At 62.3% G+C, this 21,358-nt stretch carries 15 protein-coding genes; 10 read left to right on the top strand and 5 right to left on the bottom strand.

Translation table 11 applies throughout. The features are described from left to right. Positions 1–10 precede the first annotated feature (10 nt). The 5 genes from dnaB to H7995_RS00930 all read left to right on the top strand — a co-directional run bounded on the left by dnaB (position 11) and on the right by H7995_RS00930 (position 10,854). Complete coding sequence (dnaB, locus tag H7995_RS00950; protein ID WP_017336265.1) at positions 11–1,405, top strand: replicative DNA helicase; 1,395 nt, start codon at positions 11–13, stop codon at positions 1,403–1,405. A gap of 186 nt (positions 1,406–1,591) precedes the next feature. Continuing rightward, positions 1,592–3,898, top strand: a complete 2,307-nt coding sequence (locus H7995_RS00945) for a YgiQ family radical SAM protein (protein ID WP_166589841.1) — start codon at positions 1,592–1,594, stop codon at positions 3,896–3,898. 225 nt (positions 3,899–4,123) lie between these two features. Continuing rightward, positions 4,124–7,414 (top strand): transglutaminase family protein, encoded by a 3,291-nt coding sequence (locus tag H7995_RS00940; protein WP_166589842.1) that lies wholly within the window; start codon positions 4,124–4,126, stop codon positions 7,412–7,414. 57 nt (positions 7,415–7,471) lie between these two features. Continuing rightward, positions 7,472–9,964 carry a circularly permuted type 2 ATP-grasp protein gene (locus H7995_RS00935; protein WP_185817831.1) on the top strand — a complete coding sequence of 831 codons (2,493 nt, stop codon included), beginning with the start codon at positions 7,472–7,474 and terminating at the stop codon, positions 9,962–9,964. Then, positions 9,961–10,854: a transglutaminase family protein gene (locus tag H7995_RS00930; protein ID WP_166589844.1), complete on the top strand. Its 894-nt coding sequence runs from the start codon at positions 9,961–9,963 to the stop codon at positions 10,852–10,854. Before H7995_RS00935 ends, H7995_RS00930 begins: the two co-directional genes overlap by 4 nt. Before the next feature lie 68 nt (positions 10,855–10,922). Here H7995_RS00930 and H7995_RS00925 read toward each other — a convergent pair whose 3' ends face one another. Both H7995_RS00925 and H7995_RS00920 read right to left on the bottom strand, forming a co-directional pair. Further along, positions 10,923–11,114 (bottom strand): hypothetical protein, encoded by a 192-nt coding sequence (locus H7995_RS00925; protein WP_166589845.1) that lies wholly within the window; start codon positions 11,112–11,114, stop codon positions 10,923–10,925. Between the two features lie 68 nt (positions 11,115–11,182). After that, complete coding sequence (locus H7995_RS00920; protein ID WP_182343268.1) at positions 11,183–11,770, bottom strand: cytokinin riboside 5'-monophosphate phosphoribohydrolase; 588 nt, start codon at positions 11,768–11,770, stop codon at positions 11,183–11,185. Between the two features lie 345 nt (positions 11,771–12,115). On the opposite strand from H7995_RS00920, the gene azu reads away from it, so the two are divergent. Further along, positions 12,116–12,562, top strand: a complete 447-nt coding sequence (azu, locus tag H7995_RS00915; RefSeq protein WP_166589847.1) for an azurin — start codon at positions 12,116–12,118, stop codon at positions 12,560–12,562. A gap of 104 nt (positions 12,563–12,666) precedes the next feature. On the opposite strand, the gene nadE is transcribed toward azu, so the two are convergent. The 3 genes from nadE to H7995_RS00900 form a co-directional block, all read right to left on the bottom strand. Then, on the bottom strand, positions 12,667–13,494 hold the full coding sequence (gene nadE / locus H7995_RS00910; RefSeq protein ID WP_166589848.1) for an ammonia-dependent NAD(+) synthetase: 828 nt from the start codon (positions 13,492–13,494) through the stop codon (positions 12,667–12,669). Between the two features lie 4 nt (positions 13,495–13,498). Next, entirely contained in the window at positions 13,499–14,725 is a 1,227-nt protein-coding gene (gene pncB, locus H7995_RS00905; protein WP_185817830.1) for a nicotinate phosphoribosyltransferase, read from the bottom strand. A 106-nt stretch (positions 14,726–14,831) separates the two neighbouring features. After that, positions 14,832–15,737 carry a LysR family transcriptional regulator gene (locus H7995_RS00900; protein WP_182343272.1) on the bottom strand — a complete coding sequence of 302 codons (906 nt, stop codon included), beginning with the start codon at positions 15,735–15,737 and terminating at the stop codon, positions 14,832–14,834. Between the two features lie 164 nt (positions 15,738–15,901). On the opposite strand from H7995_RS00900, the gene amaB reads away from it, so the two are divergent. From amaB to H7995_RS00880, 4 genes are all read left to right on the top strand, one after another. Then, entirely contained in the window at positions 15,902–17,392 is a 1,491-nt protein-coding gene (gene amaB / locus H7995_RS00895; protein ID WP_166589851.1) for an L-piperidine-6-carboxylate dehydrogenase, read from the top strand. A gap of 91 nt (positions 17,393–17,483) precedes the next feature. Further along, positions 17,484–18,767 carry an L-pipecolate oxidase gene (gene amaA, locus H7995_RS00890; protein ID WP_182343274.1) on the top strand — a complete coding sequence of 428 codons (1,284 nt, stop codon included), beginning with the start codon at positions 17,484–17,486 and terminating at the stop codon, positions 18,765–18,767. Positions 18,768–19,130: 363 nt separating this feature from the next. Further along, positions 19,131–20,264 (top strand): branched-chain amino acid ABC transporter substrate-binding protein, encoded by a 1,134-nt coding sequence (locus H7995_RS00885; protein WP_166589853.1) that lies wholly within the window; start codon positions 19,131–19,133, stop codon positions 20,262–20,264. Positions 20,265–20,443: 179 nt separating this feature from the next. After that, entirely contained in the window at positions 20,444–21,358 is a 915-nt protein-coding gene (locus H7995_RS00880; RefSeq protein ID WP_185817829.1) for an ABC transporter permease subunit, read from the top strand.

Genomic DNA, 21,358 nt, shown 5'->3' with positions numbered 1-21,358 from the left:
CCAAGTGGCCATGAACGATATCTCCGCTCCTGAGCAATACGATCTGCAAACCGCCGCGCTGAAAGTGCCGCCGCATTCCATCGAGGCCGAACAGGCTGTACTCGGTGGTCTGATGCTGGACAACAACGCCTGGGAACGCGTGCTCGATCAGGTCTCGGACGGTGATTTCTATCGTCATGACCACCGCCTGATTTTCCGTGCGATCGCCAAGCTGGCGGACCAGAACTCGCCGATCGACGTAGTGACCCTCGCCGAACAGCTCGACAAGGAAGGCCAGACCTCCCAGGTGGGCGGCCTCGGCTATCTCGGTGAGCTGGCGAAAAACACCCCCTCGGTGGCCAACATCAAGGCCTATGCCCAGATCGTTCGTGCCCGGGCGACGTTGCGGCAGTTGATCGGCATCGCCACTGAAATTGCCGACAGCGCCTTCAACCCCGAAGGGCGCACCGCGGAAGAGATTCTCGACGAAGCCGAACGGCAGATCTTCCAGATCGCCGAGGCCCGGCCTAAAACCGGCGGCCCGGTGAGCGTGAATGACCTGCTGACCAAGGCCATCGATCGCATCGACACCCTGTTCAACACCGACAACGCCATCACCGGCCTGTCCACCGGCTACACCGACCTCGACGAGAAAACCAGCGGCCTGCAACCGGCTGACTTGATCATCGTCGCCGGCCGTCCGTCCATGGGTAAAACCACCTTTGCGATGAACCTGGTGGAAAACGCCGTGTTGCGCAGCGACAAGTGCGTACTGGTCTACTCCCTCGAGATGCCAGGCGAATCGCTGATCATGCGTATGCTGTCGTCCCTGGGCCGTATCGACCAGACCAAGGTCCGGGCCGGTCGCCTGGACGACGACGATTGGCCGCGCCTGACCTCGGCGGTCAACCTGCTCAACGACCGCAAGCTGTTCATCGACGATACGGCTGGTATCAGCCCCTCGGAAATGCGCGCGCGGACCCGTCGACTGGTGCGTGAGCACGGTGACGTCGCCCTGATCATGATCGACTACCTGCAGCTGATGCAGATCCCGGGGTCGGGTGGCGACAACCGGACCAACGAGATTTCCGAAATCTCCCGTTCCTTGAAGGCCCTGGCCAAGGAATTCAACTGCCCGGTGGTGGCGTTGTCCCAGCTCAACCGCTCCCTGGAGCAACGACCGAACAAACGGCCAATCAACTCCGACCTTCGGGAATCCGGAGCGATCGAGCAGGATGCCGACGTCATCATGTTCGTATACCGGGATGAGGTGTATCACCCGGAAACCGAGCACAAGGGCATCGCCGAGATCATCATCGGCAAGCAGCGGAACGGCCCGATCGGTACCTCGCGTCTGGCGTTCATCGGCAAGTACACGCGCTTCGAAAACCTGGCGCCGGGCAGCTACAATTTCGACGACGAATAAGGGTGTAGTGCCTGAAAGGGCCTCATCGCGGGCAAGCCCGCTGCCACAGGTTGAGTGTGAACCCTGTGGGAGCGGGCTTGCCCGCGATGGCTACGCCATTTATTTCCGACCATAACCGTCGGAATTGGTCAAAATTTGTGCTATATTCCGCCCCCGCGATTTTTCATCTCAACACCGGTCACCGTCATGCAAACAGCCAAGCCGTTATTTGACTATCCCAAGTACTGGGCCGAATGTTTCGGTCCAGCGCCATTCCTGCCAATGAGCAGGGAGGAGATGGATCAGCTTGGCTGGGATTCGTGCGACATCATCATCGTCACCGGTGATGCGTACGTCGACCACCCCTCGTTCGGCATGGCCATCATCGGCCGGCTGCTGGAGTCCCAGGGCTTCCGCGTCGGGATCATTGCCCAGCCGAACTGGCAGTCCAAAGACGATTTCATGAAGCTTGGCGAACCGAACCTGTTCTTCGGCGTCGCGGCCGGCAACATGGACTCGATGATCAACCGCTACACCGCCGACAAGAAGATCCGTTCCGACGACGCCTACACCCCAGGTGGCATGGCCGGCAAACGTCCGGATCGCGCGAGCCTGGTGTACAGCCAGCGCTGCAAGGAAGCCTACAAGAACGTGCCGATCGTACTCGGTGGTATCGAGGCCTCCCTGCGCCGCATCGCCCACTACGATTACTGGCAGGACCGGGTGCGCAACTCGATCCTGATCGACGCCTGCGCCGACATCCTGCTGTACGGCAACGCCGAGCGGGCCATTGTCGAAGTCGCCCAGCGCCTGTCCTACGGGCACAAGATCGAAGACATCACCGACGTGCGCGGTACCGCGTTCATTCGTCGTGACACGCCCGCAGGCTGGTACGAAGTCGACTCCACGCGCATCGACCGTCCGGGCAAGGTCGACAAGATCATCAACCCGTACGTCAACACCCAGGACACCCAGGCCTGCGCCATCGAGCAGGAGAAGGGGCCGGTTGAAGACCCGAGCGAAGCCAAGGTCGTGCAGATCCTGGCCAGCCCGCGCATGACCCGCGACAAGACCGTGATTCGCCTGCCGTCGGTGGAAAAAGTCCGCGGCGACGCGGTGCTCTACGCCCACGCCAACCGGGTATTGCACCTTGAAACCAACCCGGGCAACGCCCGTGCGTTGGTGCAGAAGCATGGCGAAGTCGACGTCTGGTTCAACCCGCCGCCGATTCCGATGACTACCGAAGAAATGGACTACGTGTTCGGCATGCCCTACGCCCGTGTCCCGCACCCGGCGTACGGCAAGGAGAAGATCCCGGCCTACGACATGATCCGCTTCTCGGTGAACATCATGCGCGGCTGCTTCGGTGGCTGTACCTTCTGCTCGATTACCGAGCACGAAGGCCGGATCATCCAGAACCGTTCCGAAGAGTCGATCATTCGCGAAATCGAAGAGATCCGCGACAAGGTGCCAGGCTTCACCGGGGTCATTTCCGACCTGGGCGGGCCGACCGCGAACATGTACCGCATCGCCTGCAAGAGCCCGGAAATCGAATCCGCGTGCCGCAAGCCATCCTGCGTGTTCCCGGGCATCTGCCCGAACCTCAATACCGACCACTCGTCGCTGATCCAGCTGTATCGCAGCGCCCGTGCGTTGCCGGGTGTGAAGAAGATCCTGATCGCGTCGGGCCTGCGCTACGACCTGGCGGTCGAGTCGCCTGAGTACGTCAAGGAGTTGGTGACCCACCACGTCGGTGGTTACCTGAAGATCGCCCCGGAACACACCGAGGAAGGTCCGCTCAACCAGATGATGAAACCGGGCATCGGCAGCTATGACAAGTTCAAGCGCATGTTCGAGAAGTACACCAAGGAAGCGGGCAAGGAACAGTACCTGATTCCGTACTTCATCGCGGCCCACCCGGGCACCACCGACGAAGACATGATGAACCTGGCCCTGTGGCTCAAGGGCAACGGTTTCCGCGCCGACCAGGTGCAGGCGTTCTACCCGTCGCCGATGGCCACCGCCACCGCCATGTACCACTCGGGCAAGAACCCGCTGCGCAAAGTCACCTACAAGAGCGACGGCGTGACCATCGTCAAGAGCGAGGAGCAGCGTCGCCTGCACAAGGCGTTCTTGCGTTACCACGACCCGAAAGGCTGGCCAATGCTGCGTGAAGCGCTGACCCGCATGGGCCGTGCCGACCTGATCGGGCCGGGCAAGAACCAGTTGATCCCGCTGCACCAGCCGGCGACCGACAGCTACCAGAGCGCCCGTCGCAAGAACTCGACGCCGGCGGGCAGCCATAAAGTGGCGGCAACGGAAAAGACCACCAAGATCCTCACCCAGCACACCGGCCTGCCGCCGCGTGCCAGTGACGGTGGCAATCCGTGGGACAAGCGTGAACAGGCCAAGGCTGCGGCGTTCGCCCGCAACCAGCAGGCGGCCAAGGAGCGTAAGGACGCAGCCAAAGGCAAGGGGCCCAAGCCCGCGCGCAAGCCGGTTGTGCCGCGCTAAGCGCTGACGGCCGAGAACAAGACGCCAACCTTCGGGTTGGCGTTTTGCATTGGGCCGAAAAAAGATCCCGCGCCACATTTGCGTGCAGCGCCATCAAAGCAATTCCCCGCATCGCTCGATTTTGGTGCTGTACTGCCTCAAGCAACCGGAGAAAGCGCCAGCGCTGCTGTATGGCATAAGTCTTGCGCGGTGCTCGGTACGCTTTTGGCTCGCAGGAGGCACGCCGTGTCGATTCATGTCGCATTGCACCACGTCACGCATTACCGCTACGACCGCGCCGTCGAACTCGGCCCGCAGATCGTTCGCCTGCGCCCGGCGGCCCATAGCCGCACGCGGATCCTCTCTTATTCGCTCAAAGTGCTGCCCGAGCAGCACTTCATCAACTGGCAGCAAGACCCCCAGGGTAACTACCTGGCGCGCCTGGTGTTCCCAGAGAAGACCGAGCAACTGCGCATCGAAGTCGACTTGCTGGCGGAAATGGCAGTGTTCAATCCCTTCGACTTTTTCCTCGAGCCTTATGCCGAGACCATCCCGTTCGCCTACGCCGCGGACGAACGCAAGGAACTGGCGCCGTACCTGGAAACCCTGCCGCTGACGCCCAGGCTCAAGGCCTACCTCCAGGGCATCGAGCGCACGCCGCTGCCGGCCGTGGATTTCCTGGTGGCCCTCAACCAGCGCCTGAGCGAAGACATCGGTTACCTGATCCGCATGGAGCCCGGGGTCCAGACCCCGGAATACACCCTGGAGCACGCGTCCGGCTCATGCCGCGACTCGGCCTGGTTGCTGGTGCAACTGCTACGCAACCTCGGACTGGCGGCGCGGTTTGTCTCGGGCTACTTGATCCAGCTCACGGCGGACGTGAAGAGCCTCGACGGGCCGTCCGGCACCGAGGTGGATTTCACCGACCTGCACGCCTGGTGCGAAGTCTACCTGCCGGGTGCAGGCTGGATCGGCCTGGACGCCACCTCTGGGCTGTTTGCCGGTGAAGGGCATATTCCGTTGGCCTGTAGTCCCGATCCGTCCTCTGCGGCGCCGATCAGCGGCCTGGTCGAACCCTGTGAGTGTGAATTCAGCCATGAAATGTCGGTGGAGCGGATCTGGGAAGCGCCTCGGGTCACCAAGCCCTACACCGAGGAGCAGTGGCAGGCCATCCAGACCCTCGGCCGGCAGATCGACGGCGACCTGCAGGCTGGCGATGTGCGGCTGACCATGGGCGGCGAGCCGACCTTCGTCTCGATCGACGATCCGGATGGCGCCGAGTGGAACACCGCCGCACTCGGCCCGGACAAGCGCCGGCTGTCGGCCGAGCTGTTCCAGCGCCTGCGCAAGCATTACGCGCCCAAGGGCCTGGTGCATTTCGGCCAGGGCAAGTGGTACCCCGGCGAGCAACTGCCGCGCTGGTCACTCAATTGCTATTGGCGGCGTGACGGCGTGCCGGTCTGGCACAACAGTGCCTTGATAGCCGATGAGCAGCAGGACTACGGCGCGGATGGCGCGTTGGCCGGGCGTTTTCTGGCGAGTGTCGCCGAGCGCTTGAAACTGCCCGCACACTTTGTGTTCCCCGCTTACGAAGATCACTTCTATTACCTGTGGCGCGAAGGCAACTTGCCGCTGAACGTCAGCGCCGAAGACCCGCGCCTGGAGGAGCCGCTGGAGCGTGCACGGTTGCGCAAGGTGTTCAGCCAGGGCCTGGACAAGGTGATCGGCCAGGTCCTGCCGCTGGCGCGCACCGCCAAGGGTGACCAGTGGCAAAGCGGGCGCTGGTATCTGCGCGATGAGCATTGCCGGTTGGTCCCCGGCGATTCCCCCCTGGGCTATCGATTGCCACTGGGCTCCCAGCCTTGGGTGAAAGCCGCGGAGTACCCGTTCATCCATCCGCAGGACCCCAACCAGGACTTCCCGCCGCTGCCGGACACCGCACAATTGGCAGCTCATGCCACGCCTGCAGTGGCCGAGGAGCGTGTGCCGGCACTCGACGAGTCCGCCGACTGGTTGACCCGCACCGCGTTCTGCGCCGAGGCCCGGGAAGGGCGCTTGTACCTGTTCATGCCGCCACTGGAGCGGCTTGAGGATTATCTGGAACTGGTCAGCGCCATCGAGGCCACCGCCGAGGAGCTGCATTGCCCGGTGTTACTGGAGGGGTATGAGCCGCCCAGTGATCCGCGCCTGAGCAATTTCCGGGTGACCCCGGACCCTGGCGTGATCGAGGTCAACGTGCAGCCGTCCGCCAGTTGGGATGAGCTGGTGGAGCGCACCGAGTTCCTCTACGAGGAGGCCCGCCAGACCCGCCTGACCAGCGAGAAATTCATGATCGACGGCCGCCACACCGGCACCGGCGGCGGTAACCATTTTGTATTGGGTGGCGCGACCCCGGCGGACTCGCCCTTTCTGCGTCGTCCGGACCTGCTGCGCAGCCTGATCAGCTACTGGCACAACCACCCGTCCTTGTCCTACCTGTTTTCCGGCCTGTTCATCGGCCCGACGTCCCAGGCGCCGCGGGTCGACGAGGCGCGCAACGATGCCTTGTACGAACTGGAAATTGCCTTCGCGCAAATGCCGGCGCCGGGTGAAGCCTGTGCCCCCTGGCTGGTGGATCGCCTGCTACGCAACCTGTTGATCGATGTCACCGGCAACACCCACCGCGCCGAGTTCTGTATCGACAAACTCTATTCGCCGGACGGTGCCACCGGGCGCCTGGGTCTGCTGGAGTTGCGGGCCTTCGAGATGCCGCCCCACGCACGCATGAGCCTGGTCCAGCAACTGTTGCTGCGGGCATTGGTGGCGCGCTTCTGGCGTGAACCCTATGCGCCCGCCAAGCTGGCGCGCTGGGGCACGGAGCTGCATGACCGGTTCCTGCTGCCGCACTTTATCGAGCAGGACTTCGCCGATGTGCTGGTGGACCTCAACGCCGCCGGGTATGCGTTGCGCGCCGAATGGTTCGCCGCCCACCTGGAGTTTCGTTTTCCCAAGGTCGGCGATTATGCGGTCAGCGGCATCGAACTGGAGCTGCGCCAGGCGCTGGAGCCCTGGCATGTGCTGGGCGAGGAGGGCGCGGCAGGCGGTACCGTGCGGTATGTCGATTCGTCCCTGGAACGCCTGCAGGTCAAGCTCACGGGGTTGGCGCCGCAGCGTTATGTGCTGACCTGCAATGGGGTCGCGGTGCCGCTGCAGCCTACCGGTCGGGTCGGCGAGTTTGTCGCCGGCGTGCGGTTCCGCGCCTGGCAGCCCGCCAACTGCCTGCAGCCAACCATCGGGGTGCATGCGCCCCTGGTGTTCGATCTGCTCGACACCTGGATGCAGCGCTCCCTGGGGGGCTGTCAGTACCACGTTGCCCATCCCGGAGGGCGCAACTACGACAGCCTGCCGGTCAACGCCAACGAAGCCGAGAGCCGGCGCATGGCGCGGTTCTTCCGGCTTGGCCACAGCCCGGGGCCCCTTCAGGTCCCGACCCTGACGATCAGTGATGAGTTGCCCATGACCCTGGATTTGCGCCAGTTTGCGCAGAGCAGCCAATGACAGACCTGCCATAGTTGTGCGCTAACCTGCCTTTTTCTTGAGCCTGCCGAGCGTTCCATGCCTGACCTGCTAGACCATTACCCGCTCACGGCGGGCACCTATCACGAACTGCTCGACGACAGCGGCGGCGTGCGCGCGCATTGGCGGCGCCTGTTCGAGCAGTTGCAACGCAGTTCGCCTGCGCAACTGGTGCAGCGCCAGGCCTTGCTGGCGCGGCAGATCCAGGAAAATGGCGTCACTTACAATGTCTACGCCGACCCCAAGGGCGCCGACCGCCCCTGGGAGCTGGACCTGTTGCCCCACGTGATTGCCGCCGATGAGTGGCAGCACCTGTCGGCTGGAATCGCCCAGCGTGCACGGCTGCTCAACGCGGTGCTGGCGGACCTGTATGGTCCGCAGCGCCTGATTGCCGAGGGCCTGCTGCCGTCGGAGCTGGTGTTTGGCCATAACAATTTCCTGTGGCCCTGCCAGGGGATCCGGCCACCCGCCGAAACCTTCCTGCACCTGTATGCCGTGGACCTGGCGCGCACCCCCGACGGGCGCTGGTGGGTCACCGCGGATCGCACCCAGGCACCGTCCGGTGCCGGATATGCCCTGGAGAGCCGCACCATCGTTTCGCGCGCGTTTCCCGAACTCTACCGCGACCTGCAAGTGCAGCACCTGGCGGGGTTCTTCCGGACCCTGCAGGAAACCCTGGCCCGTCAGGCACCCAGCGCCGAGGAAGTGCCGCTGGTGGTGCTGTTGACTCCCGGGCGTTTCAACGAGAGCTATTTCGAACACCTGTACCTGGCCCGCCAGCTCGGTTATCCGCTGGTCGAAGGCGGTGACCTGACGGTGCGCGATGCCACGGTCTACCTCAAGACCCTGAGCGGCCTGCGCCGGGTCCACGCGATCATGCGCCGGCTCGACGATGACTTCTGCGACCCGCTGGAGCTGCGCACCGACTCGGCCCTCGGCGTCCCGGGGCTGTTGGAGGCGGTGCGCCAGGGCCGGGTGCTGGTGGCCAACGCCCTGGGCAGCGGTGTGCTGGAGTCGCCGGGGCTGTTGGGGTTTCTGCCCAGGATCAATCACTACCTGTTCGGCGAGGAACTGCTCCTGCCGTCCATTGCCACCTGGTGGTGCGGGGAGCCGCCGGTGCTGGAGCAAGCGCTGGAGAAACTGCCGGAGCTGCTGATCAAGCCGGCCTTTCCTTCCCAGAGCTTTGTCCCGGTGTTTGGTCGTGATTTGAGTGAAAAGCAGCGCGATGATCTGGTCCGGCGCATGCGTGCGCGGCCCTACGCCTATGTTGCGCAAGAATTGCCCCAGCTGTCCCAGGCGCCGGTGTGGCAGGCCGAGACGGGCCAGTTGCAACCACGGGCCATCGGCATGCGGGTGTACGCGGTGGCCAGTCACGACGGCTATCGGGTGTTGCCCGGCGGCCTGACCCGGGTGGCCGCCGAGGCGGATGCCGAAGTGGTATCGATGCAGCGTGGCGGCGCGAGCAAGGACACCTGGGTGCTGGGCGAGCGGGCCCCCGTCGGCGAGCAATGGAAGGCCCAGCGAACCCTCGGCGTGCATGACCTGGTGCGACGCGATCCGTACCTGCCGTCGCGGGTGGTGGAAAACCTGTTCTGGTTCGGTCGTTACTGCGAGCGCTGTGATGACAGTGCGCGGTTGCTGCGGATCATGCTTGCGCGTTATGTCGACGGCGATGATCCCCAAGCCCTGCAAGCGGCGGTCGAACTGGGTGAAGGCCTGATGCTGCTGCCCGAGGAAGGTGAGTTGCCCGAGCGTCTGCTGGCCGCCTTGCTCGGCGCAGACTGGTCGTTCAGCCTGCGCGCCAACCTGCAGCGCTTGCAGTGGGCGGCGTCCCAGGTGCGCGGCAAGCTGTCGCGCGAGAACTGGCAGGCGTTGGTGGAGTTGCAGCGCGAAGCCATGGAGCTGGAGACCGAGGCCGAGGCCGCCGATTTTGGCGAGCTGCTGGACTTTCTCAACCGCCTGGTGATGTCACTGGCCGCGTTGTCCGGGTTTGCCCTGGACGACATGACCCGCGACGAAGGCTGGCGGTTCTTGATGATCGGCCGGCGCATCGAACGCTTGCAGTTCCTGAGCAGCAGCCTGGCGGGGTTCCTGCGTGGGGCCGGGGCGTTCGATCAGGCGGGCCTGGAATGGTTGCTGGAGTTGGGTAACAGCAGCATCACCTACCGCTCCCGTTACCTGGCCGTGGCGCAGTTGATCCCGGTGCTGGATCTGTTGCTGCTCGATGAACAGAACCCCCATGCGGTGTTGTTCCAGTTGAAACTGGTGAGCGGTTCCCTGAAGCGCTTGAACCATGACTTCGGCGCACCTGCCGAGGCCGCCTTGCCACTGCTGGTGGAGCGCCTGGCCGGGTTTGACCTCGGCTGCCTGGAGAATCCACTGTTCGGTGACAGCAGTGTGCGCGCCGCCCTCGATGGCCTGGCGGACTTGCTGCAGGACGTCGCCGATGTCAGCAATCAGGTGTCTGACCGCCTGGCCTTGCGGCATTTCGCCCATGTCGACGATGTCAGCCAACGTACGGTGTCCGTGTGAACAGTGCCCGCTATCAGATTCTCCACGACACCCATTATCGCTATGACAGCCCGGTGTCCCTGGCCCAGCAACTGGCCCATCTGTGGCCGCGGCCCTGCGCCTGGCAACGCTGCACCGAGCAGCAGCTGTTGATCAGCCCGTCACCGACGACCCGCCGCGATGAGCTGGACGTGTTCGGCAACCCGCTGACTCGCCTGGCCTTCGAGCGGCCCCACGATGAGTTGCAGGTCAATGCCCGGCTGACCGTTGAGGTGCTGGCCCGGGCATTACCCGACTTCCAGCAGTCGCCGGCCTGGGAGGCGACCCGCAGCGCGCTGACCTACAGTGGCCAGCCGATCGCCGACGAGGTGCTGCAGGCGTGTCGTTATCGCTTCGAATCGCCCTATGTGCACTTGAAAAGCTCCTTCGTCGAGTTCTCCGAAAGCTGTTTTGCGCCGGGACGGCCGCTGATGCTTGGGGTGCAGGCATTGATGCAGAAGATTTTCAGCGAGTTCACCTTCGACGCCGAGGCCACGCAGGTGGCAACGCCGCTGGTGGAAGTGCTGGAGCGGCGGCGGGGGGTGTGCCAGGACTTCGCGCACCTGATGCTGGCCTGCGTGCGTTCCAGGGGCTTGGCGGCGCGTTACGTCAGTGGCTACCTGTTGACGCAGCCACCCCCCGGGCAGGCGCGACTGATCGGCGCCGATGCGTCCCATGCCTGGGTGTCGGTGTTCTGTCCGGTCTTGGGTTGGGTGGATTTTGATCCGACCAATAATATCCAGCCGGCGCTTGAGCACATCAGCCTGGCCTGGGGCCGGGATTTCTCTGATGTGTCGCCGTTGCGTGGGGTGATTCTGGGGGGCGGCAGCCACGACCCGGAAGTGCGGGTGACAGTCTTGCCGTTGGACTAGCGCGTTCCGCCGTAGGAGCTGGCTGGCCAGCTCCTACAGAAGATAGGCGGGACACTGTCCGGTGGGGCTCAGGCGTCTGGCGCCTGCTCTTTCGGTGCTTCTACAGCGTCTTGGGCAGTCACTTCAGTTTCTGCATCCGGGTTCAGTGCGCCGGCCTCTTCATCGGCAGCCGCTTTCTTGCGTTGCAACTTTTCCTCTTTCTTCTGCTCTTTGGCCAAGTCTCTTTGACGCTTGGCGAAGGAGTAATTAGGTTTAGCCATGGGCGATCCTCTGGGGTCGAAGGTGAGGTTGAGCGGCGCGTATTCTGCCTTTAAACCGGGGCCAAGGGTTAATCGGGTTTTTGCCCGTCCCATTTGGGGCTGACCACCGGCTGCCAGGCATCCAGTGCATCCAGCAGATCCTGCGGCGATTCGCTCGTTTGCAGCATGTCACGGTGCTGCCCGCGAACGAAGCCTTCACCGACGACATGATCAAGAAATGCAGTGAGTTTGCTGTAAAAGCCATTCACTTCCAGCAGCCCCAGCGGTTTGCCGTGGTAGCCGAGCTGGCCCCAGGTCCAGACCTCGAACAGCTCCTCGAAGGTGCCCAGGCCGCCGGGCAGGGCGATAAAGGCGTCGCTCAGTTCTGCCATGCGTGCCTTGCGGGCGTGCATGCCATCGACCACTTCCAGGCGCGTCAGGCCGTTGTGGCCGATTTCCTTGTTTTTCAGGCTTTCGGGAATAATTCCGATCACTTCGCCACCGGCCGCCAGTGCGGCATCGGCGACAATCCCCATCAAACCGACCGCACCGCCGCCGTACACCAGCGTCAGCTTGCGCCGGGCCAGCTCCTGGCCCAAGGCAATCGCCGCCCCTCGATAGGCCGGGTGAGTGCCGGTGCTGGCGCCGCAAAACACACAAACAGATGTTAAAGACATGCCTTCCTCCGTGATCAGTGACGAGCGCAGAGTAATGGCTGGCGCCGGGTTGCTCCAAGAATTAATCCGGGGCGCGGGCTTCTTCAAAGGTGCCACTGGCCCCACAGGCGTAGGCGGCGAGCAAACTGCACAACAGGCTATTGAGGGACATGACGGACACTCCATTGGCGGGAACAATGGGCCGATCTTAGGCGGGTGCGGGCTGTCTGGCTGGTAGATTGTTTCGATGGGTGTCATAGCCCGAAAGTTGTATACAATTCTTGACTGAGGTCATAGGAACTTCCGGAAATTTCAGGCAGTCTTTACAAGATATGGATTTTTTAAACCCTGCCTTGGAGATTCACCATGTTTGCCAAACTTGTTGCGGTATCCCTGCTGACACTGGCCAGCAGCCAACTGATGGCTGCCGAATGCAAGGTCACCGTTGACTCCACTGACCAGATGTCCTTCAACACCAAGGCCATCGAAATCGACAAGAGCTGCAAGACCTTCACCGTCGAGCTGACCCACTCCGGCAGCCTGCCGAAGAACGTCATGGGCCACAACCTGGTGATCAGCACTGAAGCTGACATGCAGCCGATCGCCACCGATGGCCTGGCTGCCGGCATCGACAAGAACTACCTCAAGGACGGCGATACCCGCGTGATCGCTCACACCAAGATCATCGGTGCTGGCGAGAAAGATGCCGTGACCTTTGACGTGTCGAAACTCAAAGCCGATGAAAAATACGGTTTCTTCTGCTCCTTCCCTGGCCACATCTCGATGATGAAAGGCACCATTACCCTGAAGTAAGCCTGTAGCGCCCATAAAAAAAGCGTCCTCGGTGGGACGCTTTTTTTTGCCTGGCATTTATCGCGAGCCTCTCGCGATGGCCGCGCTAAAGCCCCTTTAGTCAATCACGGGGCAAACGGCATTACCCGCTTGTGATGGGTCTTTCTATAGGTGTCGCAAATGATCCGGAAGGCCTCTTCACGCACCGGCTCACCGTGCAGGAAGGCATCGATCTCGGTGTAGGTGACGCCATGGGACGCTTCGTCCGGCTTACCCGGCGACAGGTCTTCCAGGTCGGCGGTCGGGACTTTTTCCACCAGTGACTCGGGCGCGCCGAAGTGCCGGGCGATGGCCCGTACCTGGTTTTTCACCAGGCCGCTGAGGGGGGCCAGGTCACAGGCGCCGTCGCCGAACTTGGTGAAGAAGCCCATCACCGCTTCGGCGGCGTGGTCAGTACCGATCACCAGGCCGTGGGCGGCCCCGGCGATGGTGTACTGGGCGACCATGCGCATGCGCGCCTTGGTATTGCCCAGCACGAAATCCACCGACACCGCGTGTTTGCCTTCAAAGGCCGCGACCTCACGGGACAGCGCCTTGACCGCCGGGCCGATATTGACCGTGTGGCGCTCATCCGGCGCGATGAAGTCCACCGCAGCCTGGGCTTCGTGTTCATCGAACTGGGTTTCGTACGGCAGGCGTACGGCGATGAATTTGTAGCTCATATCACCGCTGCGCTCGCGCAGTTCATGCATGGCGCGTTGGGCCAGCAGGCCTGCGGTCAGCGAATCGACGCCACCACTGATGCCCAGTACCAGGCTCTTGAGCCCGGAATTGACCAGGCAGTCCTGGATGAAGCCGATCCGCCGCTCGATTTCCGCTTCCAGGGCAGCCTGGTCGGCGAAGGGCGGTTGGACCTTGAGCTGTTCAGCAATCTCACGCTGTACGGCTTGCATGAATTCACTCCTTGCTTGAATTGCCAGATAGGGCGGCAGGTACTTGAAACACATGTCGCAAATAGGCGACGAAATTCGGATCCTTGCAGTGGGTCTTGCCAGGCTCGTCGGAAATCTTGGCGACTGGCTGGCCGTTGCAGGCGGTCATTTTAAGCACGATGCTCATGGGTTCGACACCGGGAATGTCACAGGTCAGGTTGGTGCCGATGCCAAAGCTGAGATTGATCCGCCCGCGCAGCGCCCGGAAGATCTCCAGTGAGCGGGGCAGCGTCAGGCTGTCGGAGAACACCAGGGTCTTGCTCATCGGCTCGATACCGAGCTTGTGATAATGAGCGATGGCTTTTTCCGCCCAGAGAATCGGATCTCCGGAGTCGTGGCGCAGGCCGTCGAACAGCTTGGCGAAGTACAGGTCGAAATCGTTGAGGAATGCATCGGTGGTGATGCAGTCGGTCAGGGCAATGCCGAGCAGGCCACGGTATTCACGGACCCAGCAATCGAGGGCGGCGATCTGGCTGTCGATCAGCCTCGGGCCGAGTTGCTGGTGGGCCATGATCCACTCGTGGGCCATGGTGCCCAGCGGTTTCATGTCGATTTCCCGTGACAGGTGCACGTTGCTGGTGCCGACGAAACGCCCCGGGAAGTCGTGCTTGAGCACGTTGACCACTTCTTCCTGGACCCGGTAGGAAAACCGGCGGCGGGTGCCGAAATCCGCGACCTGCAACTCGGACAACTCCTCGCTGCTGGCGTTGGCACTCAACCAGTCGAACTTGCGATACAGCTGCTCGCGGGCTTGTTCCAGCACCACTTCGCTGTAGCGATAGCGGTTGCGCACCTCGCTGACAATCGCCAGCAACGGCACCTCGAACAGAATCACATGCAGCCATGGCCCGCGCAGGCGAATGAACAACTCGCCCTGTTCGATGCCGGTGTGGATGTAGCGCAGATTGAACCGGAACAGTCCGAGAAACCGCAGGAAGTCCGGCTTCATGAAACTGATGCGCTCCAGGAAACCCAACTGGTCGGCGCTCAGGCTTAGTTCGGCCAGGCGCTCGATCTGCACACGAATTTCCGCCAGGTAGGGGCGCAGGTCTTCGCTGTTGCGGCAGCGAAACTCCCATTCGACTTCAACGTTGGGGTAGTTGTGCAGCACCGCCTGCATCATGGTCAGCTTGTAGAAGTCGGTGTCGAGCAGGTTCTGCACGATGCGATCGGCAAACACACTCTCGCTCATAACGGGGATCTCCAGGCTGGCCGCAGCCTTTGACGCTGTTTCATTGAAGGGGCGTAGTGGCGCATATCGGCAGTGGTGATTGCCAGTGATTTTTTGGCCGACGCACTCAGCTGGCCGCCGGTGTATCGATCTGCTCCAGCATCCACTTCACAAAATCCCGGACCTTGGGCACTTCCGCCGCGTGTTCCGGGTAGGCCAGGTAATAGGCGTCGCTGCTGGGCATTGCATGCTGCCAGGGAATGACCAGCTTGCCGTCGGCCAGTTCTTCCTCCACCAGAAAACGCGGCAACAGGGCCACGCCACAGCCGACTTGCGCGGCGCGGATGCACATGTAGAACGTCTCGAAGCGCGGCCCGTGGTAGCTGTGTTCGGTCTGGTAACCCTGGCTGTCGAACCAGTCGTGCCAGGCCTGGGGCCGCGAGGCATTTTGCAGCAGTACCAGGTCGGTGAGCTGGGTCGGGTCGGTGAAGGGATGGTCTGGCAGGCTGCCGGGCGCACACACGGGGACCAGCTCTTCGCCGAACAGTTTCAGGCACTCGGTGCCCGGCCGGGAGCCCTGGCCGAAGTAGAACGCCAGGTCGGCGCGGCCCTGCAGCAGGTCGTCGGCTTCCTGCTCGCTGCACAGGTCCAGGTGAATCTGCGGATGGCGCAGGCGCCAGCCCTTGAGGCGTGGCACCAACCAACGGGCACCAAAAGTCGGCGGGGTGGACACCCGCAGGACTTCCGTCTCGCCACCGTAGGAGCGCAAGTAATGGGTCGACATCTCGACCTGGGTGAGGATTTTTCGGACTTCAACCAGGTATAGATCCCCAGCCGGAGTCATTTGCAGGCGCCGCCGAACCCGACGAAACAGCAGGTGCTGCAGCAGTTCTTCCAGTTGCGCCACCTGTTTGCTCACTGCGCTCTGAGTCAGGTTCAACTCTTCGGCCGCGCGGGTGAAGCTCAGGTGGCGGGTGACCGCTTCAAAGCACTGCAGGGCAGTGATCGATGGCAAGTGGCGTTTATTCAGCATGGGTGGGCCCTTTGTTCTTGTTGCAACGCGTTGCATGAATAAACGGAATGATATCTCGCCTAATCGTCGTTTGTTGGCTCGTCTGTGTAGCGCTACAACTACAGGCCTGATCAGCCGTCTTGCTGCGGCTGCGAACTTTCCGTTTTTTGCTTGAGGAGTGACCCATGGTTGCCGCATTGCTTGATCGTTTGGGGGTAAACCCGGCCCTGTACCAGAACGGCAAACAGCCGGTGCATTCACCTGTCGACGGCAGCCAGATTGCCTCGGTCAACTGGGAAGGTGCCGCCGAAGTCGAGCAGCAGGTCAGTCGTGCCGAGCATGCGTTCGAGCTGTGGCGCAAGGTGCCAGCACCGCGCCGTGGTGAGCTGGTGCGCCAGTTCGGCGAAGTGCTGCGTGAATACAAGGCCGACCTGGGCGAGCTGGTGTCCTGGGAAGCCGGCAAGATCACTCAGGAAGGCTTGGGTGAAGTGCAGGAAATGATCGACATCTGCGACTTCGCCGTCGGTCTGTCCCGTCAACTCTACGGCTTGACCATCGCCTCCGAGCGCCCGGGCCACCACATGCGTGAAACCTGGCATCCGCTGGGCGTGGTCGGGGTAATCAGTGCATTCAACTTCCCGGTCGCGGTCTGGGCCTGGAACACTACGCTGGCGCTGGTGTGCGGTAACCCGGTGATCTGGAAACCGTCGGAGAAAACCCCGCTCACCGCACTGGCCTGCCAGGCGCTGTTCGAACGGGTGCTGAAGAATTTCAGCGATGCACCGCCCTACCTCAGCCAAGTGATCATCGGTGGCCGCGATGCCGGTGAAGCGCTGGTGGACGACCCGCGCGTGGCCCTGATCAGCGCCACCGGCAGTACCCGCATGGGTCGCGAAGTGGCGCCGAAGATCGCTGCCCGTTTCGCCCGCAGCATTCTCGAACTCGGTGGCAACAACGCAATGATCCTCGGCCCAAGCGCCGACCTGGACATGGCGGTCCGCGCCATTCTGTTCAGCGCCGTCGGCACTGCTGGCCAGCGCTGCACCACCTTGCGCCGACTGATTGCCCACGAATCGGTCAAGGAAGAAATCGTCACCCGTCTCAAGGCTGCCTATTCCAAGGTGCGCATTGGCCATCCGCTGGAAGGCAACCTGGTCGGTCCTCTGATCGACAAGCACAGTTTCGATAACATGCAGGACGCCCTGGAGCAGGCCTTGAGTGAAGGCGGCCGGGTGTTCGGCGGCAAGCGCCAGCTCGAATCGCAGTTCCCCAACGCCTACTACGTCTCGCCGGCCATCGTCGAAATGCCCGAGCAAAGCGACGTGGTGTGCAGCGAAACCTTCGCGCCGATCCTGTACGTGGTGGGCTACAACGACTTCGCCGAAGCGCTGCGCCTGAACAACGCTGTACCGCAAGGCCTGTCCTCGTGCATCTTCACCACTGACGTGCGTGAAGCCGAGCAGTTCATGTCGGCGGTGGGCAGCGACTGCGGGATCGCCAACGTCAACATCGGCCCCAGCGGTGCGGAAATCGGCGGCGCGTTTGGCGGCGAGAAAGAAACCGGTGGCGGTCGCGAGTCGGGCTCCGATGCGTGGCGCGGTTACATGCGGCGCCAGACCAACACCGTCAACTACTCGCTGGAACTGCCGTTGGCCCAGGGCATCACGTTTGATTGAAGCTTCAGTCGAGCGGTAGTCCCCAGTGGGCGCGAGCTTGCTCGCTCCCACATTGAATTGTGTGGGTTCGGTTTTTGATCGGGGTCTTGCAATGCCGTTACGCGAAGAATGCTTATGGGAAAAACTGACGCCGCAACGGCCTGACCGGGCGGCGCTCAAGGGCGAGGTGAGGGCCGATGTCTGCGTGATCGGCGCCGGCTTCACCGGCTTGTCGGCGGCCGTGCATTTGCTGGAACAGGGCAAGAGCGTCTGTGTGCTTGAGGCTCAGCGCTGTGGCCAGGGCGGTTCGGGGCGCAACGTCGGGCTGGTGAACGCCGGCATGTGGATTCCCCCGGACGAGATTGAAGAGGGTTTTGGCGAAGTCGTCGGCAGCCAGCTCAATCGTATGCTCGGCGCGGCTCCCGCCCTGGTGTTCAGCCTGATCGACAAGTACCGCATCGATTGCCAGCTGCGCCGCGAGGGCACGCTGCACATGGCCCACAACCGCACTGGCGAAACCGATCTGCGCAGCCGCGAAGCGCAATGGAAACGCCGCGGTGCCCCGGTCGAATTATTGACCGGAGCGGCGTGCGAGCAAGCCACCGGAACCAAGAAAATCGCCGCCGCGTTGCTCGATCGCCGCGCCGGCACGCTCAATCCCATGGCCTACACCAGTGGTCTGGCCAAGGCGGCCGCCGACCTGGGTGGCCGGTTGTTCGACCATAGCGCGGTGACCCGGCTGGAACGCCAGGGCCAGCTCTGGGCGGTGCACACCGCCGAGGGTGCAGTGCTTGCCGAGCAGGTAGTGATCGCTTCCAACGCTTACACCGAGGGCGACTGGACCGAGCTGCGACGCAACTTTTTCCCGGGTTACTACTACCAGGTCGCCTCGGCGCCACTGACCGAAGAAGCCGCGCAGCAGATCCTGCCGGGCGGCCAGGGTTCCTGGGACACGCGCCAGGTGCTGAGCAGCATTCGCCGTGACCAGGACGGTCGCCTGTTGCTTGGCAGCCTGGGCAATGGCAACCGCAAACCCGCCTGGTTCCTCAAGGCCTGGGCCGACCGGGTGCAGCAACACTATTTCCCCTATCTCAAGCCGGTGGACTGGGAATGCACCTGGACCGGCTGCATCGCCTTTACCCCTGATCACCTGATGCGCCTGTTCGAACCGGCGCCCGGCCTGGTCGCGGTCACCGGCTACAACGGACGAGGGGTGACCACCGGGACCGTTGTCGGCAAAGCCTTCGCCGACTACCTGTGCCACGGCGATCCTCAAGCCTTGCCGATTCCTTTCGCCCCCATGCAGCCACTGCTGGGGGTGGGGTTGCGCAGTTGCCTGTACGAAACCGGGTTCTCCCTCTATCACGCGGGCCAGTGCCTGCGGATTGTGATTTAAGCAAGGGAATTTAACGCTTGGACGCGGCGCTTTTGGCGGTAACGACTAGCCTGTAGTGGTGCGGGTTGTAGCAGTCTCGCACCAGTAGTGTGCAGTTCGGTGACGCGGGCTGTTACAGGCTGGTTGCACGTCGTTTCTGCTGACGGTTGCAATAGTGGCACGCGAAGGTTTCACCCTTAAAAAATAACGGTTTCACCTTTCGCGGTTTAGACGGTTGCACGCCCAATGAAAATGGGCCCAAAACTGTTTAAAAAACAATAAGGCAACGACTTGCTCAAGAATAAAAAACCAATGGCACGGCCCTTGCTCTGAGCATTCAGTGAAGTCGCAGTGCCAACTAAAAAAACCTTGGAGCACCACCTCATGTCCCAGACGTTTTACAAGAAAGGCTTTCTGGCCCTCGCAGTGGCTGCTGCGTTGGGCGTTTCTGCGTTTGCTCAGGCCGACATCAAGATCGGTGTAGCGGGTCCAATGACGGGCGCCAACGCGGCATTTGGCGAGCAGTACATGAAGGGTGCACAGGCAGCAGCCGACGCCGTGAACGCCGCAGGCGGCGTGAATGGCGAGAAGATCGTGCTGGTCAAGGGCGATGACGCCTGCGAGCCAAAACAGGCGGTGACGGTCGCCAAGGACCTCACTAACCAGAAGGTTGCCGGCGTAGTCGGTCACTTCTGCTCCTCCTCGACCATTCCAGCCTCGGAGATCTACGACGAAGCCGGGATCATCGCGATCACCCCGGGTTCCACCAACCCACAGGTCACCGAGCGCGGACTGAGCGCCATGTTCCGTATGTGCGGGCGTGACGACCAGCAGGGCATCGTGGCCGGCGACTACATCGTCGATGTGCTCAAGGGCAAAAAAGTCGTCGTGCTGCACGACAAGGACACCTACGGCCAAGGCCTGGCGGATGCCACCAAGGCCCAACTGGTGAAGCGCGGCGTAACGCCGGTGCTGTATGAAGGCCTGACCCGCGGCGAGAAAGACTTCAGCACCATCGTCACCAAAATCCGCGGCGCCGGTGCTGACGTCGTCTACTTCGGCGGCCTGCACCCGGAAGCCGGTCCTCTGGTCCGTCAATTGCGTGAGCAAGGCCTCAAAGACGTCAAGTTCATGTCCGATGACGGCATCGTGACCGACGAACTGGTGACCACCGCTGGCGGCCCGCAATTCGTCGATGGCGTGCTGATGACCTTCGGCGCCGACCCGCGCCTGCTGCCAGAGAGCAAGGCCGTGGTGGATGCCTTCCGCAAGGCCGGCACCGAGCCTGAAGGCTACACCCTGTACGCTTACGCTTCGGTCCAGGCCCTGGCGGCAGGCTTCAACGGCGCCAAGTCGAACAAGGGTGAAGAAGCGGCCAAATGGCTGAAAGCCAACCCGGTCAAGACCGTCATGGGCGAGAAGACCTGGGACGCCAAGGGCGACCTGAAAGTCTCCGACTACGTGGTCTACCAGTGGGACAAGGACGGTAAATACCACCAGTTGGAAAAACAGAAGTAAGGGCTGACGCGATCGGCTGAGCGCCATCAATCCCCGTGGGCGCGGGCTTGCCAGCTCCCACAGGGGATGGTGTCAATCAGTCTGATCGTGGCTGACATTGCTCCGACGTAAATCTGTATTTTCCTTAGAAGAGCCGCACCCCCTCAGGGGTGCAGGTTCTCACTGCGTGAGATTGCGTTATGGATGGTATTTTCCTGCAGCAACTGGTCAACGGCCTGACCCTCGGGTCGGTCTATGGCCTGATCGCCATCGGCTACACAATGGTCTATGGCATCATTGGCATGATCAACTTCGCCCACGGCGAGGTTTACATGATTTCCGCTTACCTCGCGGCAATCAGTCTGGCACTGCTGGCATACTTCGGTATTGAATCCTTCCCGCTACTGATGCTCGGCACCTTGATCTTCACCATCGTGGTCACGGCGGTGTATGGCTGGGTCATCGAGCGCGTCGCCTACAAACCCCTGCGCAACTCGACCCGTCTGGCACCGCTGATCAGCGCCATCGGGATTTCGCTGATCTTGCAGAACTATGCCCAGATCGCCCAGGGCGCCAAGCAACAAGGTGTTCCAACCCTGCTGACGGGAGCCTGGCGCATCGAAGTCGGCACCGGCTTCGTGCAGTTGACCTACACCAAGGTGTTTATCCTGATTGCCGCATTCGTCGGCATGGCTTTGCTGACCTACATCATCAAGTACACCAAGCTCGGCCGCATGTGCCGTGCCACCCAGCAAGACCGCAAGATGGCTTCGATCCTGGGGATCAATACCGACCGGGTGATTTCCTACGTGTTCATCATCGGTGCGGCAATGGCGGCCCTGGCCGGCGTGCTGATCACCATGAACTACGGCACCTTCGACTTCTATGCCGGCTTCATCATCGGCATCAAGGCCTTCACCGCAGCGGTTCTGGGCGGCATCGGCTCACTGCCAGGGGCAATGCTCGGCGGGATCATCCTCGGGATCTCCGAGTCGCTGTTCTCGGGTTTGGTCAACTCGGACTACAAAGACGTCTTCAGCTTCTCGCTGCTGGTGCTTGTTCTGGTCTTTCGGCCCCAAGGCCTGCTCGGCCGTCCTCTTGTGTCGAAGGTGTAA

It is taken from the genome of Pseudomonas kielensis (assembly GCF_014236655.1).
GTDB classification, from domain to species: Bacteria; Pseudomonadota; Gammaproteobacteria; order Pseudomonadales; family Pseudomonadaceae; genus Aquipseudomonas; species Aquipseudomonas kielensis.
Note: the sequence above shows the minus strand (reverse complement) of the source record. Positions and strands in the feature narration are given on the sequence as shown.

What these genes read in the sequence shown, in the direction of transcription:
- dnaB (WP_017336265.1), top strand. Translation starts at nt 11, where the DNA reads ATGAACGATATCTCCGCTCCTGAGCAATACGATCTGCAAACCGCCGCG.
- H7995_RS00945 (WP_166589841.1), top strand. Translation starts at nt 1,592, where the DNA reads ATGCAAACAGCCAAGCCGTTATTTGACTATCCCAAGTACTGGGCCGAA.
- H7995_RS00935 (WP_185817831.1), top strand. Translation starts at nt 7,472, where the DNA reads ATGCCTGACCTGCTAGACCATTACCCGCTCACGGCGGGCACCTATCAC.
- H7995_RS00925 (WP_166589845.1), bottom strand. Translation starts at nt 11,114, where the DNA reads ATGGCTAAACCTAATTACTCCTTCGCCAAGCGTCAAAGAGACTTGGCC.
- H7995_RS00920 (WP_182343268.1), bottom strand. Translation starts at nt 11,770, where the DNA reads ATGTCTTTAACATCTGTTTGTGTGTTTTGCGGCGCCAGCACCGGCACT.
- azu (WP_166589847.1), top strand. Translation starts at nt 12,116, where the DNA reads ATGTTTGCCAAACTTGTTGCGGTATCCCTGCTGACACTGGCCAGCAGC.
- nadE (WP_166589848.1), bottom strand. Translation starts at nt 13,494, where the DNA reads ATGCAAGCCGTACAGCGTGAGATTGCTGAACAGCTCAAGGTCCAACCG.
- pncB (WP_185817830.1), bottom strand. Translation starts at nt 14,725, where the DNA reads ATGAGCGAGAGTGTGTTTGCCGATCGCATCGTGCAGAACCTGCTCGAC.
- H7995_RS00900 (WP_182343272.1), bottom strand. Translation starts at nt 15,737, where the DNA reads ATGCTGAATAAACGCCACTTGCCATCGATCACTGCCCTGCAGTGCTTT.
- amaB (WP_166589851.1), top strand. Translation starts at nt 15,902, where the DNA reads ATGGTTGCCGCATTGCTTGATCGTTTGGGGGTAAACCCGGCCCTGTAC.
- amaA (WP_182343274.1), top strand. Translation starts at nt 17,484, where the DNA reads ATGCCGTTACGCGAAGAATGCTTATGGGAAAAACTGACGCCGCAACGG.
- H7995_RS00885 (WP_166589853.1), top strand. Translation starts at nt 19,131, where the DNA reads ATGTCCCAGACGTTTTACAAGAAAGGCTTTCTGGCCCTCGCAGTGGCT.
- H7995_RS00880 (WP_185817829.1), top strand. Translation starts at nt 20,444, where the DNA reads ATGGATGGTATTTTCCTGCAGCAACTGGTCAACGGCCTGACCCTCGGG.